Origin of the sequence: Candidatus Tiamatella incendiivivens (assembly GCA_015522635.1) — an archaeon.
Lineage (GTDB): Archaea > Thermoproteota > Thermoprotei_A > Sulfolobales > Acidilobaceae > Tiamatella > Tiamatella incendiivivens.
In genome coordinates this window covers 42754-56391 of record WALW01000001.1, presented here as the reverse complement: position 1 = coordinate 56391, position 13638 = coordinate 42754, and the positions used below count along the sequence as shown (strand labels likewise).

Annotated in this window: 18 protein-coding genes and 1 tRNA gene; 13 read left to right on the top strand and 6 right to left on the bottom strand. The window is 41.2% G+C overall.

Annotation, left to right across the window (positions count from 1 at the left end; translation table 11 throughout):
* The 4 genes from F7B60_00310 to F7B60_00295 form a co-directional block, all read left to right on the top strand.
* A partial coding sequence (locus F7B60_00310; GenBank protein ID MCE4613964.1) for a hypothetical protein occupies positions 1-200 on the top strand: 200 nt, incomplete at its 5' end.
* Positions 201-313: 113 nt separating this feature from the next.
* The gene (locus F7B60_00305; GenBank protein ID MCE4613963.1) at positions 314-1021 is read left to right on the top strand and encodes a DUF47 family protein; all 708 of its coding nucleotides are present in this window, start codon (positions 314-316) and stop codon (positions 1019-1021) included.
* Between the two features lie 89 nt (positions 1022-1110).
* Positions 1111-1656 carry a tRNA-intron lyase gene (endA, locus tag F7B60_00300; protein MCE4613962.1) on the top strand — a complete coding sequence of 182 codons (546 nt, stop codon included), beginning with the start codon at positions 1111-1113 and terminating at the stop codon, positions 1654-1656.
* Between the two features lie 95 nt (positions 1657-1751).
* A complete protein-coding gene (locus F7B60_00295) occupies positions 1752-2231 on the top strand; it encodes a hypothetical protein (GenBank protein MCE4613961.1) in 480 nt (159 codons plus the stop codon).
* Here the strand turns inward: F7B60_00295 and F7B60_00290 are convergent.
* Together F7B60_00290 and F7B60_00285 are read right to left on the bottom strand one after the other, a co-directional pair.
* Positions 2212-2790, bottom strand: coding sequence for a UbiX family flavin prenyltransferase (locus tag F7B60_00290; protein MCE4613960.1), 579 nt, complete (start codon positions 2788-2790; stop codon positions 2212-2214). The two genes, F7B60_00295 and F7B60_00290, sit on opposite strands and share 20 nt — an antisense overlap.
* Positions 2766-3317 carry a macro domain-containing protein gene (locus F7B60_00285; GenBank protein MCE4613959.1) on the bottom strand — a complete coding sequence of 184 codons (552 nt, stop codon included), beginning with the start codon at positions 3315-3317 and terminating at the stop codon, positions 2766-2768. The genes F7B60_00290 and F7B60_00285 overlap by 25 nt, the downstream gene beginning before the upstream one ends.
* Before the next feature lie 85 nt (positions 3318-3402).
* On the opposite strand from F7B60_00285, the gene F7B60_00280 reads away from it, so the two are divergent.
* From F7B60_00280 to F7B60_00270, 3 genes are all read left to right on the top strand, one after another.
* Positions 3403-3603 carry a helix-turn-helix domain-containing protein gene (locus tag F7B60_00280; GenBank protein MCE4613958.1) on the top strand — a complete coding sequence of 67 codons (201 nt, stop codon included), beginning with the start codon at positions 3403-3405 and terminating at the stop codon, positions 3601-3603.
* Positions 3604-3654: 51 nt separating this feature from the next.
* Entirely contained in the window at positions 3655-4701 is a 1047-nt protein-coding gene (locus F7B60_00275) for a phosphoesterase (protein MCE4613957.1), read from the top strand.
* 106 nt (positions 4702-4807) lie between these two features.
* Positions 4808-5989: a thiolase family protein gene (locus F7B60_00270; GenBank protein MCE4613956.1), complete on the top strand. Its 1182-nt coding sequence runs from the start codon at positions 4808-4810 to the stop codon at positions 5987-5989.
* Here the strand turns inward: F7B60_00270 and F7B60_00265 are convergent, their stop codons facing one another.
* Both F7B60_00265 and F7B60_00260 read right to left on the bottom strand, forming a co-directional pair.
* On the bottom strand, positions 5990-7030 hold the full coding sequence (locus tag F7B60_00265) for a hypothetical protein (GenBank protein ID MCE4613955.1): 1041 nt from the start codon (positions 7028-7030) through the stop codon (positions 5990-5992).
* Between the two features lie 110 nt (positions 7031-7140).
* Positions 7141-7791, bottom strand: a complete 651-nt coding sequence (locus F7B60_00260) for a haloacid dehalogenase (protein ID MCE4613954.1) — start codon at positions 7789-7791, stop codon at positions 7141-7143.
* Positions 7792-7882: 91 nt separating this feature from the next.
* On the opposite strand from F7B60_00260, the gene F7B60_00255 reads away from it, so the two are divergent.
* From F7B60_00255 to pyrH, 3 genes are all read left to right on the top strand, one after another.
* Positions 7883-8383: a hypothetical protein gene (locus tag F7B60_00255; protein MCE4613953.1), complete on the top strand. Its 501-nt coding sequence runs from the start codon at positions 7883-7885 to the stop codon at positions 8381-8383.
* Between the two features lie 115 nt (positions 8384-8498).
* Positions 8499-9230, top strand: a complete 732-nt coding sequence (locus tag F7B60_00250) for a hypothetical protein (GenBank protein MCE4613952.1) — start codon at positions 8499-8501, stop codon at positions 9228-9230.
* Positions 9231-9232: 2 nt separating this feature from the next.
* On the top strand, positions 9233-9910 hold the full coding sequence (gene pyrH / locus F7B60_00245) for a UMP kinase (GenBank protein ID MCE4613951.1): 678 nt from the start codon (positions 9233-9235) through the stop codon (positions 9908-9910).
* Here the strand turns inward: pyrH and F7B60_00240 are convergent.
* Positions 9897-10799, bottom strand: a complete 903-nt coding sequence (locus F7B60_00240; GenBank protein ID MCE4613950.1) for an MBL fold metallo-hydrolase — start codon at positions 10797-10799, stop codon at positions 9897-9899. The genes pyrH and F7B60_00240 overlap by 14 nt on opposite strands.
* 169 nt (positions 10800-10968) lie before the next feature.
* On the opposite strand from F7B60_00240, the gene F7B60_00235 reads away from it, so the two are divergent.
* Positions 10969-11045: transfer RNA gene (locus tag F7B60_00235), tRNA-His, on the top strand.
* A 21-nt stretch (positions 11046-11066) separates the two neighbouring features.
* Here F7B60_00235 and F7B60_00230 read toward each other — a convergent pair.
* Complete coding sequence (locus F7B60_00230) at positions 11067-11750, bottom strand: DUF1648 domain-containing protein (protein ID MCE4613949.1); 684 nt, start codon at positions 11748-11750, stop codon at positions 11067-11069.
* Between the two features lie 103 nt (positions 11751-11853).
* Here F7B60_00230 and F7B60_00225 point away from each other — a divergent pair, with 103 nt between their 5' ends.
* Both F7B60_00225 and F7B60_00220 read left to right on the top strand, forming a co-directional pair.
* On the top strand, positions 11854-12741 hold the full coding sequence (locus F7B60_00225) for an MBL fold metallo-hydrolase (protein MCE4613948.1): 888 nt from the start codon (positions 11854-11856) through the stop codon (positions 12739-12741).
* Between the two features lie 66 nt (positions 12742-12807).
* Positions 12808-13557 (top strand): hypothetical protein, encoded by a 750-nt coding sequence (locus F7B60_00220; GenBank protein ID MCE4613947.1) that lies wholly within the window; start codon positions 12808-12810, stop codon positions 13555-13557.
* Positions 13558-13638: the final 81 nt, after the last annotated feature.

Below are 13638 nucleotides of genomic sequence, written 5' to 3'. Positions count from 1 at the left end.
GGATGGAAAGCATGATACAAAATGTTGAGGGAGAGGATGGAGAGACTTTGATTTCGTATTATAAAAATATTTCGAATCCTAGAGAAGTTGAAATCTTATCAAATATAAAGAGCTTAGAAATAGGAGATGAAACATTCAGATCTGAGATAGACTGTGACATTAAGAGATTAATGAATCTTCAAGAGAAACTTGGAAGATAAAGTAACTGTACTCAAACTCGATGATAAGGATAGGCTTTAACTTTTTAAGCAACGATCCTAGATAGGATTCATTTAGAAATCGCTCAGCGACATCCAAGTAGTAGGTGTCCATAATGGAAGAAGAGTACTATGATGAGGCAGAAATGTACAATGAGAACAACGTTGTAGAGGAATCCATAGCAGAAATGAGTATTAGAGAGCAATTGTCGAATATAGCAATAAACTTCTCTAACATGGCTTCAACTGCAGGGAAAATGGTGGAGACTGCCTTAAACGCTGACCATGACCCTCTAGCAGTCGAGAAACTCAAGAAGATGTATGAACGCGAAATACTTGGAATAAAGGAAAAGATAGATGGGGGAAGGGAAAGGCTTTTCAGGTATCTATCAAGAATGAGGGAAACGATTTCATATTTATCTGCCTATGCACAAATATCCATACTATACACTAAAGCTGCACAATACATAGAAGGATTCACGTATAGACTCTTCCTCTATACAAGTAAATACCAAAAAATTGATGAGGATGTTAGGTCAAACCTAATGGAACTCATATCACTTCTAAACGAGACGTCAAGCAGTCTCCTAAGGGTATTCAGGAGTTTAGGTGTTAATAAAACAATAGTTAGGGATGCAATATCTGATGTTAAGATAAAAGAAGAAGAAGCAGACTCGATCTACAGAACACTATATGTCAAGGTAATAGAAAGATACTCTGAAAACGTTAAGAATCTCCTTCTTCTCGAAAGCCTAGTAGAGAGTCTAGAAAACTCTATCGACTTACTGAAAGACATAAGTGACTATAGCCTGATTCTCATTTAGGCATTATTTATGTTTACAATAGAAAAGCAGGCACCCAAAAACTCCTGGGGGACTTACGGTTATCTAATCCGAGTCTTAAGGTGTAAGGGATGAGTATAAATAAAGTAAGGGGTTACCTTCACGGCAACTCAGTTATAATAACAGACTTAGAGGCAGCTAAAAAACTGTACTCGAAAGGATTCTACGGAAAACCCTTAGGCATAGACAAACCAGGTAAAGGTGATTGGCAATCTCCATTAATTCTCTCTAAACTAGAGACTATGTATCTCTTGGAGAAAGGCATACTTGACGTATATTCGATTAACGATAAAAAGCTAATAGAAACTAATGAACTTACTGCCCTGATGGCTCCCAGGGAGAGAATACTGTATCTAGCATACAGGGATCTAAGAAACAGAGGTCTGATAGTGAGGTCAGGACTAAAATTTGGAGCACCCTTTGCGGTTTACAGGTTTGGCCCTGGTATAGACCATGCCCCATACATTGTAGAGATTAAGGAGGATGACGAATTCTTTGACCCTATCGGGATCGTCAGGGCCGGTCGCTTAGGGCATAGTGTAAAGAAAACTTACGTTATTTCTACAGTAGCGGGGGAAAATATTTTTTACATAATATTTAAATGGTTCAAGCCTTGAAATTCTATTAGGAACGGTGATAGCGGCCAGCAAAATGCATGTTCTTCTTGGTGGTAAAACCTTGTGCCAACCTCCTATTAAGGTGGTGTCTTCAGATGTCCTATAGAGATAATAGGGATAGAAGAGGAAGAAGAGGATACGATAAAGGATACGAAAGGGATAGAAGAGGATCAGGCAAACCTCGCTATGGTAAAAAACCTCCTAGTAGAGGTGGCAGGGAAGAATACTCGAAACCAAGAAAGCCTATGCCAAAACCAAACGGAGATATGTGCAGTCCTCTATGCCCATACTTCAGGTGTAGTAAGAAGGCCTTACTGATAACTACTGAACACTATAGAGGCCAACCAATAAAAGAAGCCTACTGCAGATGGATAGGAGACAAGTGTATAGGAGCACAATGTCAATATGCGTATTGTGCTTTACAGAAAATGCTTCCAGACGGTAGATGTGGCTGGGCATTAGAAAGAAAGCAAAGATCCCATAAAGAGTTCGATGAAGAACTAGAAGGGGAGGAGTTCAGTTTCAGATCAAAGAGCCTCCTAAGTAAACTCGGATTCAAGGAGGACGAGTTTTAGTTCCCCAGTGGTTATATAGACTATTTGTAATGCCAAGGGCATCGAGAATTTTCCCGACAACAAAGTCTATTAGATCATCTATAATCCTTGGCTTAGCATAAAAGCCTGGTGATGCTGGAAGTACTATAACTCCCCTCTCCGCTAGTTTAACCATATTTTTCAGTTCAACTATTCCTAGAGGTGTTTCCCTAGGAACCGCGACAAGCCGTCTACCTAGTCTTAAGAGAGAGTCTGCCGCCCTCGACACTAAATCATCTTGAAGTCCCGTTGCTATTTTCGCGATAGTGTTCATACTTGCAGGGACTATTACCATACATTGAGGTATACCGCTACTACTGGCAAAGGGAGCAGTGAAATCCTTTTCTCGATACGCAGGTATTTCAGGTGGAATTCTAAGGTCTCTATCCAGTTCTATTCTAGCCACATTTAACGCGGAATCTGTAACAATAACACCGCTTATTTCTATTTTATTTTGTACTGCTACTTCAAGGAATCGTTCTGCATATATAACTCCGCTAGCACCTGTTATTGCCACTAGAATATTTTTACATTCGGGCACTCAGTTTCACCCAACACTTTTGAAACTCCTGCCAACATTTCCTCATAGGCTTTTCCCCCATAAGCTATGAATAGTACAGTCCTCGGATGATCTGTTTCCAATAAAATCCTGCCCATCTCTTCAGAGACCTTCTCAATACTTAAACCACCTACACCAGCCCCCATAGCAGGAAAAGCCATACTTTCCACTTCCAACTGAACGGCCTCCTCTAAAGCCGCCTTGGTAGCTTTGACTACGTTTTCTAAAGGTATTCTCACAGCAGGATATTCCATAGTCGGTGCGTGAATTACATAGTTTGTTTTTAGTTTCCCTGCAGTCGTTGCAACAGCTTTACCAACGGGTACAGGCCCTTTCTTCACCGCCTCCTCCTCTATTTCAACTCCTCCTTTTCTTTTAATAGCTCCTGCAACACCGCCTCCCATCCATAGCTGACTGTTAGCAGCATTTACAATAGCCTCCACATTCACTTCAGTTATATCTCCTTCAGTAACTATGAGAATTCCGTTGGGAATTTCAAAGCATCTCAAGAGGATCACCTCCAAGTGTAAATAATTAAGTGTGTACTATCATAAATCTATACGTAACATGAAGGCTTATATGGTGTCAATACCCTTGGCAAGGAAGAGAATTACAGCGAGAGATAAGGTTCTGAGTGCTCTTGAAAAGGCTGATAGACCTCTCAGAGTTACAGAGATCTCTAAAGTCTCTGGAGTTAACTATAATACAGTCAGAGGAGTGTTGTATAGGCTCATGAAAGAAGGATTAATAACTAGGTATCTCGGCGGTTATCTCTTGAGAGAGAAGAAAAGATGAAGTTACGGGAGTCAAATTAGTTGGAATGTAAATAGGAAAGGTGTTGAAGAGTTGAGTGAATGTAAAGTTATAGCAATAGGGGACTGGGATGCTGACGGTACTGTTGCAGCAGCCTTAATTAAGTATTCCCAAAAGGTACTGAAGTCGTATCCTGTTAAAGGGGACTGTGAGTTGCAGTCATTACCTGCAGGTCCCAGAAGTATTGATAATGTTCTAGAAGATCTGGAGTGTCCAACTGTTCTAGTAATCCTTGATATACCATACACATCAACCGTTAAGAGTGCTTTAGAATCCTTTCGATCCCAGTGTAGCGAGTCGAGAATAATCTATGTTGATCATCATAGATCGACCATAGTATCGACTGATGAACTTGAGGATAAATATAAAGTAGAGGTGATAACAGGCGTGACACCTACTAGTATACTGCTCTATAATATACTCAGAAGCTTGAGATTAACATTAACGCCGAGACTGAGAGAGTTCTCCAAAGCTATCGGTATACTAGAGCATAGTAGCAGGTATCTGGAAGAGGAGGTTTCCCGGAAGATGGTTGATCTTGCAGCAAGTATATCAAAAACTCTCAATGTAGAACACGACCCAGAGCTATGGCAACGGTTTGTCGATTGGCTGGCTTCGCCATTACCTTTTGACGAGTTTAAATTTAAGCCGAAAACGATAAAATCTAATACTAAAGTCGAAGTAAAGGATCTGTCCCAGATTATAGCTGATGAAAGGGATCGTGAATTAAAGGAGGTTTCTAGAGAACTAGCTATGACTGCCCAAAGCTTAGGTTACATAAAATTCATTGATGCGAGAAAGAAGTGGAGAAAGAGAGGGGCAACTGCTCTGGCTTCTAAGATATATGGAATTCTCCATAGTCCTGTGGCACTTTTAGTTTCAACTTCCGAGGGTTATAGTCTATTAATTATTAGAGCGGGAAGAGGCCTTGCTCAAAGAGTAATAGATTATCTCGACGTTCAGGGAGTTATTGTAGATAAGGGAGGACATGGAAATATAGCAATGGCAAGGATTAAGGAAGAGGTTACGTTAGAGAAACTAAAATCCCTCCTAAGACGTGCAGTTGTAAGTGCTATTTGATCTTAGACAAATGCCTGATTATATGTAGACAAAGAATGTTAATATTCAATCTTAAGCATATTCATAACAGGCATGCTTCACAATGCGTATCATATGGTGAATAATCATGCCCCAATCATATATAATAGACATGGTTAGAACTCCTGTAGGAAGATTTGGTAAAAGCCTCAGAAACGAGCATCCAGCAGAACTCGCCTCTTTTGCAGCAAAGCGTCTTGTAGAACGAGCTGGGATTTCTCCGAATGATATTGATTTTATAATTATGGGCCACGTCATAAGGGCAGGCACAAGCATGGACACAGCTAGACAGGTCGTGTTAAGAGCAGGATTTCCTCCGGAAATAGATGGAATGACTGTTGACATGGTATGTGCAAGTGGTATGGCGGCATTAGTTACTGCACGTCAAATAATTAGAAATGGAGATGCGGATGTAATTATAGCGGGTGGAGTAGAGTCAATGAGTTATGCACCAATAATGCTCCCGAGTACTGCTAGATGGGGCATTCGCCATCTAATAGGCAGGAAAGCAGAACTTGTAGACGCAATGGTTAATGACGGCTTGTTCGATGTTATTGAAAACAGAATTATGGGTGAGGAAGCGGATCTTGTGGCGAAGAAACATAGTGCAGCTAGGGAAGAATTAGACTGGATAGCATATGAAAGTTTCAGAAGAGCAGCTGAAGCTTGGGATAAAGGGTATATGAAGGACTATGTAATTCCATATGAGAAGAACGGTCAAGTGTTACTCAACTCTGATGAAGGGATAAGGAGAGATACTAGTGTAGAGAAACTTGGGAGACTCCCGCCAGCTTTCTTTCCAGACGGACTTCACACAGCAGGGAGCAGTAGTCAACTCAGTGACGGAGCCGCTGTTCTTTTACTTATGAGTGAGGATAAAATGAAGGAATTAGGACATAAGCCTAAGGCTCATATATTAGGATACACTTATACTGGACTGGAGACTTGGAGATTTCCTGAGGCTCCTATCTATGCGGTGAAGAAATTGTTAAGCAAACTTGGCATGAGCATTAACGATATAGACTACTGGGAGAATAATGAGGCATTCGCAGTCTCTAGCTGGCTAGTTCATCATCTTCTAGGAATTCCTTACGAGAAGCTCAATCTCCATGGCGGAGCTATTGCAATAGGACACCCGCTAGGAATGAGTGGTGCTAGAATCAGCATTGAACTGATAAATGTATTAGAGAAACATGGGGGCAAAAAGGGAGTTGCCAGTATATGCCATGGACTAGGTGGAGCCGCGGCACTAGCTTTAGAGCTAGTATAATCATCCTTTATGTTTTCTAAGCCACTCAGCCATCCTCTGATAGTCACCAAACCTATCCGTGAAGCTGGAAAGAAGCTTCATCCGTTGTCTCCTCCTAGCCTCACCTTCAGAGATCAGTTCAAACTCTCCAGGAGTTTTAGGCTTGTACTGGGGGACAGGTTTGGCCTTCCCATCCGATCCCACATGAACTAAGGTGAAATATGCTGTTGTTATATGCCTTTCTTCTTCCGTCATCTCGTTGCGCGTAACTACCTTGATAGTTACTTCCACACTTCTTTTCCCGACAAATGTTAATGCAGAGTAGAATTGGATAGTTTCCGCCACCCATATGGGTGAATAGAAGCAAGTATAGTCTACTGAAGCTGTAACCACAGGATCGTGAACGTACCGTAATCCTGTGATTCCGGCAAGTTCATCCATAATGTACAATAGCTTGCTAGCGTCTACCACTTCAAGCATAACAGTGTCTTCCGGGTATGCGAATCTATAGCTTCTAAGAGCCATTCGGGGAACAAGTGGTCTAGGTTTACTTATATCAAGTACGATATCTCTTCTTTTAGTCTTACATCTGTTACTTACGCTTCTCCGCCTCATGGCGTCAAGGAAAAGCATTTCCTCTATACTATCCGTAGGCTTAACTATTGCTTGAACCTTTTTAGGCTTAAGATCCCTACCAACAGCTACCATTGTTAGATGGGCTAGTGTTGTAATTCTTCTTTCACCTGTAATAGGGTTCTCAGCCTCCATTAGAGTGGTTAATGAAAGACTAGTTTCGCCTACTAGTTCAACCCAACTAGTTATAACGCTGTTTTCCCCTATTTTGACGGGAGATACAAAGAATACGTGATCCAGACTAGCCAGTACAACGGGTCCGCGTGCAACTCTTGATGCAGCTAGATTAGAGGTTGCCACTAGCCATTCTAATGCCACTCCGCCGTGAAGTAGGTTTATCGGATTAGCATGTCGAGGAAGCACAGTATATACTGCTTCAACTACAGTATTGGATATACTACAGATTCGTTCTCCAGGTCTTGAAGTCAAATCAAACCCCTTTCCTAGCATTTATTGAATAGGGGAATCTATAAACAATTTGTGTTAACTATATTTACATGGAGGGGCGTTGAGGTGGAACCCCTGAACATCAGAGCCTTCTAGCCTTGATGACGCCTCGCATCACTGAGCCCCTCTATTCTATCCATCAAGTTTATAAGCTCATATCGTGATCTCAAATCTACGAGAAAAGCCTTAGTATCATCTACGAGTCTCCTGGCAACATCCACCTTTCTCTTAAGGCCAGGAACCAGTGAATCAGGATAATCCAAGCCCCTAAGCTCGCTATAAATAGTATACATCCAACCAAACAATTTTTCAGCATCATCCAACTTATTCTTTCCAAGATAATCCAAAACCATTCTCTTGAGCTCACCAACAGTATCTGCTAATCCTTGAAGATAAGGAACTATTGGTACACTAAGCTCGGAAGGCGTTGGTATATAGTTTACCGTGATAATATTGTAGAAAACCTCAGCCTCTACATATTCTGAAATAGCATTATTTACAAAACCACTATAGTAAAGTACTGGATAGGGTTTAGTCATATCAAGCAATTTCCGACTAGTGTTCCCGCATTCCTCTAAATGCTTGGATGCGTCATCAATGTCTCCTTCGTGTAACTTGGTTATGCTCCATCCGCTAAGCCGTATAACGTCTCTACTAATTTTCAAAGCTTCATTTCTAATACTATCAAGCGTATCCAGCTTCTCCTTTATACTAGAAATCATCTCCGGTAGACTGGTGTTCAATTATTCCACACCTCAATCGGTTATTTATTCTCGTATATGCCAATAAAACCAATTGAGAAGTAAGCTCAATTATAGCGGCGGGGTACAGTCATTGAATAAAAGTAAACTATTAATCGTATACAAGAGGGCTAGAGAACTAGCTATTGTAGGCCTGCTTGAGCTAGAGGAAGACCTAGAGTTACCAGGGGAAGAAGCCGATTTACAGGACTTCCTCGAAGTACAGACCGCTATTTCATTTGCAGCAAACTGGGGTTCTATGATACTAGTTTATTATGGCGCCGAAATTCCAGTGTACATTGCAAGACTTCCTCCAGTGCACTATTTCTATGTGAATACTAATTGTGTTGGTGTTCGCGATGTTAGGATAAAGGATGATGCTCTCCTCAGATTCTGGGCTTATTTAGCCTTGGGTAAGCTGGATAAGGCTTTCAGTGCATTGGAATCTCCTTATATTAGCCTGGATCGACCTAGGGGTGTATATCTTTCATATGCTGTTCAGTCAAATTGTGAGAAATCTATTAAAGCTAGGCTCTCTCCGTCAGGTGTTGTAGATGAATCTATGCTTCCACCTTATCTGAAACGCGGAGAGTGATTTTGTAAGAATTATTATGTAACTGTTGAGGACTAATTATTATGGTAGTTATGGGTGACAAGTTATATCAGGAGTTGACGAGCTGGAGAGGCTTGTAGACCAGCTAAAGAAGGCAATGAGTTTAACTACGTATGAGGCAAAATTGTATTTAGCCCTCTTAGAGGGAGCTACAACACCTAGAGACGCTAGTATAAAGAGTGGTGTACCGCTACCAAGAATATATGATGTAATAAGGATGCTTGAGGTTAAGGGATTTGTTGTACAGGAACCTGAGGGATGGTATAGGCCGTTGCCTCCTCGGGCTGTAGCCGCTTCGGTTTTAGCTAAAATAGAGGAGGATGCCAGAAAACAAGCAAATCTAGTCAACGACGTCATAAGAGGTATCGAGAAGATAGTTGAAACAAGACAAGCGGAACTGGGGCTAACTCATCTGCGTGGAATATATAGTTTGGTCAGTGTTGCTGTCGAGATAGCTACCGAGTCGCGCTTCATATATTTTACGGCTTTTAAAGCCGTCAAACGTGCTAGAGAGCTTGCGAGAAGCATTGTATCCAGCCTAGCTGACCTTCTCCCATATAAAGAGATTAAGATATTAGTAAAAGAGGGGGCTGATGTTTCACAGGAGGATTTGGACCTTATATATAATATGGGAATAGAGGTTAGGGAGACTGTGTGTGTTCATATAGATATGATGGTGTCTGATAAGGCTGTTCTGGTAGGTTTTGTTGTAGGAGACGATGTTTATGGCCTCAGGATTCCAGGGGAGGATCTTGCCAAAGAAATGAAATCCCAGTTAGACATTATATGGGAGAAATGTTCCCATAGTATAGGAAGAAAGGAGGGGTGAAGTTGAAGATAGTTGTGAAAATCAGCGGAAAATATTTTACACCAATAAATTCAGCCTACGCTGAGGAACTGGCCAGCGTTTTAAAGGAAATACAAAGCAGGGAAAACAGAATAGCTGTAGTGGTGGGAGGAGGTAAAACGGCTAGGGATTACATTAAGCCACTAAGAGAACTAGGAGTCAATGAAGGGCACTTGGATCTATTAGGTATAAGGGCTTCAAGGTTGAATGCATATGCACTAACGCTTCTACTAGGAGAATCGGCATATCCTGAAATACCAGGAAGTATTGAAGAGTTCCTTGAATACTGGGCCACAGGTAGAATGGTTGTGGCAGGAGGATTCCAACCGGGGCAATCCACGAATGCTGTATCAGCACTTATTGCTGAGGCAATAACAGCTAGTACACTATACAATATGACCAATGTAGATGGTGTTTATACTGATGATCCTAAGAGAAATCCGAATGCAGTCAAACTCGACGAGCTAACTGTTTCAGAATTGAAGAAAATATTAAGTAGAAAAAGTGCAAATGCTGGGACTTATGAACTCTTTGATGGACTTTCACTTGACATAATTGAAAGGTCAAAGATACAGGTAGTTGTTTTAGACGGATCTCATCCAATTAATCTTATAAAACATATAAGAGGAGAAAGGATAGGGACTCTTATCAAGCCTGACTAGACTTAATTGTTTTTACAGCATAATCCATTAGTCCCACTGCTGTAGTGTATATAAAGCTGCCCTGTACTATCGGATTCTCGTTCTCCAGGAAGAATATTGCATTATCGTCAGTATCCTTTATTCTCTCTAGGAACTGTTCAGGACTAGTATGACCGCTCCTGGCAACATCTAATGCGATGTTAACCCATAGTTTAATCTGCTTCAAATGTTCTTCGAGGTATTTTAATGCTTCTCCATAGATACCATAGTGCGTTGGCCCTATATACTGTGGTGTGAACCCTATCATTTTCTCAACGCTAGATATGTAATAATCTGGTTTGAACGGGGGAGGTGTTGTGGGTATAAACACTTCCCCATTGTCCGTGGCAAGTATAGCCCCTGCAGAGTCGCCGGAAAGCATTATACTTGTTTCCGGGATCCAAATACTCTGGTGGTGGCTTGCATGGCCTGGAGTGTGGATGAATTGAATCGTTAGACCCCCTAAATCAAGTTTTCCCCTATCTTTCGTCTCGAATACCATACTTTCCTCACATGGAAGAGGTTGCCCGTAAACATCGGCTACAGATCCTAGAACAGTTTTACTTGCGTTCCACAGCTTACTAGGATCTATAAGATGTTTCACGCCTCTAGGATGAACGAGTATCTTTGCTCTAGGATAGTCTCTGGCAAGCTTACAGCTTGCTCCTCCATGGTCTATGTGGACATGAGTAGGTATGATATAGTCGGGTCTAACTTCTAGGCTCTCTAATTTATTCTTCAGCTTTTCATAACCATTAATAGATCCGGGATCAACTATAGCAGTTTTATCTTCTCCTAGAAGAATGAAAGCAGAGATGTATCCTTCTCCTATAGGAGTTACATCTGCAACTATGATGCTTTCCAGCTGCAATAGAGATTCACCACTATATAGATAAACTGTATTTGACTATGTTATAACTATAAATACGCCCGAATCGAAACAATTAAGATCAGGCTGGGGCCCGGTATGAGAGCCCTCAAGTTTAAGGGTTCTATGAGTGAGAACCTGGAATCAAGCTACCCGGCCTGTAAAATGAATGGCCCGGGTAGCTCAGCCTGGCAGAGCGCCGGGCTGTGGACCCGGAGGTCCCGGGTTCGAACCCCGGCCCGGGCCCCACTTACAACAAGGGTTCTAAAGCTAATATGACAGCTTAATTTTTGGTAGAATTTCTTCTCTGTATATCTTCCTGTACAATAGTATTACGGGAACTATCAATACAATTGCTCCTATAATAGAGTATAGTAATACTAGCGTGCCGTTTGAATGGCCTGTAATCATTGAATCAAGTATTATAGCATCTAGTCCAAGGAGATAGACGCCTATTACTAACCCTAGGAGAAGCGTGACCTCGAATATCCTGTTTATAATTCTACTCTTTTCATATTGATCCATGTTTCCTGTGGAAATTACAAGAGTGATTGCAGGCAAATTTATAAGATAAGGATATTTGTTAATTATCTTCCATCTAAAGGCAGTTATTAGAACTATTATTATATTTGCTAATGGCATTACTACTGCTAGAATCATAACCGTCGAAAAACTAGATGAATAATTAGTCACCTGTCCGCTTGCATTCCAATGAGACGGAACCGTTGCGGGCATATAAGGCAGGCATGCTATCGGGATAACTACTAAGAGAACTACCATCAGTATGTTAGCATAGAGCAAGCTCCTTCCTTTATTAGATAGTGGCACCTCCCGAAACGAAGAGGCTCGCATACATGCATAACCGATTTGTGTTCTGGTTAGTTGAAAGTTAAATATTATCCTAGTTGTAATATTTCTAACAACTGCTGCCAAGATACTTATTCTTTTCTTCAACATGGGATCCCTAGCCATCCCATTAACTATAAAGTTATTCCCGGCTGGTAAGTCGTCTAACATTTAATCCTTATGAGTGCTAAATACTAAAGTGGTGTCCACTATGGTATATCTAGATACTGATATTTTTATTCAAATCCCCCTCGATCCTATAGGGCTTAAAAGTAGCCTAATGGTATATGCATTAAAGACGGATGAAGGATGGATACTTATAGATGCTGGTCCAGAGTCGACAGGCAAGACGTTATTATCCGGGTTGACGAGTTATGGCGTTAAACCTAGTAAAGTTTTTCTCACGCATATACATTTGGATCATGCCGGAGCGGTTAGCAGCCTGTACACGGAGTGGAATGATGTAAAGTTTATCGTCCACCCCAAAGGGGCTCCTCACTTAGCAAATCCCTCGAAACTATGGAGTCAATCAAGTGAAGTTCTAGGATGGCTCGCTCATGTATTCGGGATACCTTCAGGAATCCCGAAAAACTCGATAATTACAGCAAATGATGGAGAGAAAATAGTTGATATATTAAAAGTCATATATACACCAGGACATGCGAGCCATCACATGAGCCTATTTGCGGAGGATCTAGCTATATTATTCCCTGGTAGTAGCATTGGGATGTTCATGCCTTTGGGGAACACCTACGTATATATACCCGCTCTAACCTACCCGTTAAAACTTAATCTCTATCTTGAGAGTTTGGAGAAACAATTAAACCTGGAGCCTCAAGTTGTAGCAATGCCTCACTTCGGTGTACATGATGCGGGTGAAGTATTCTCAACTGCGAGGAACCAACTTGACGAATGGATAAAAACAGCTCAAAAGGCTGTTGACTCTGGTGCAAGTAGACCTGAGCGTGTTCTTGCAGACATGATAGTAGAATCAGACAGTGTTGGAAGAGCGTGGGAGTACTCTATGAGATATGATCCTCTTATGGAGAAAATCATGCTGGTAATAGCTAAAGGATTATTGGAGCATTTGTCATCCTAACGATATTTCATAGTGTTTATTTAAATTGTTAAAAAACAATCAACCTATTTCAGTGGTGTACGAAACTTGAAGTATGGTTTCGCCATTCTGCTATTCATTATAGCAATAATAGCAAGTTATGTCTTCATAGAGGAGTATAATTACTATACAAATATAGAAGGCAATTACACTAACATTTGCGGCCAAAAATACGCTTACCCGCTGAAGGCTTCGGAGCTAATCTATAAGCTAGACTACTCTAATGTTGGTGTATTCTCTAGCAATGGGACGTTGAAAGTTGACGTGAAACCTACGAATAGCATTGCATGTAATAATCCTTCGTTATACTTGGGGATAACGGCATTCGACTGGTCTACAGGTCGAATGGTTATATGGGAAGAAGGGACTAATGTGCCTCCCTCGTTTGTAGTAATGGCGGTTCACCCCTTGCCCAATTCATACTCAAATGCTACGGTGGTTCCGAACTTTATACTTGGAGGCATTTTAGTAAAGGGTGAAGAGACGCCTGTACAAACGAATGGTGGAATATGGCCAGGCGTCTATTATCATATGGCTTCAGGTACTGCAGTATTAGTTCACCCTAGATACGGTCAGATGATGGTTACTATTGACCAATACTATGATAAGAACACTTTAGTACCGGTGTATTCTCACTTAAGGGTTGATATACCTAGTATAAATGAGACTCTGGAGTATAAATCACAGATCATATCGCATTCAAATCCGCTACAGGTTAGAATGGATCTACTAATACTTACAGGATGGGTTGCAGGTTTCGCGATGATTCTAGGTTTCAGAGAACTCGTGGAGGAATGAGCTGGGAATTGACTGTAAATAGTCATGATTGGCAGGTAATGTGTATTGGAATAGGATTAATATGGATTTTTGCACTGTCAT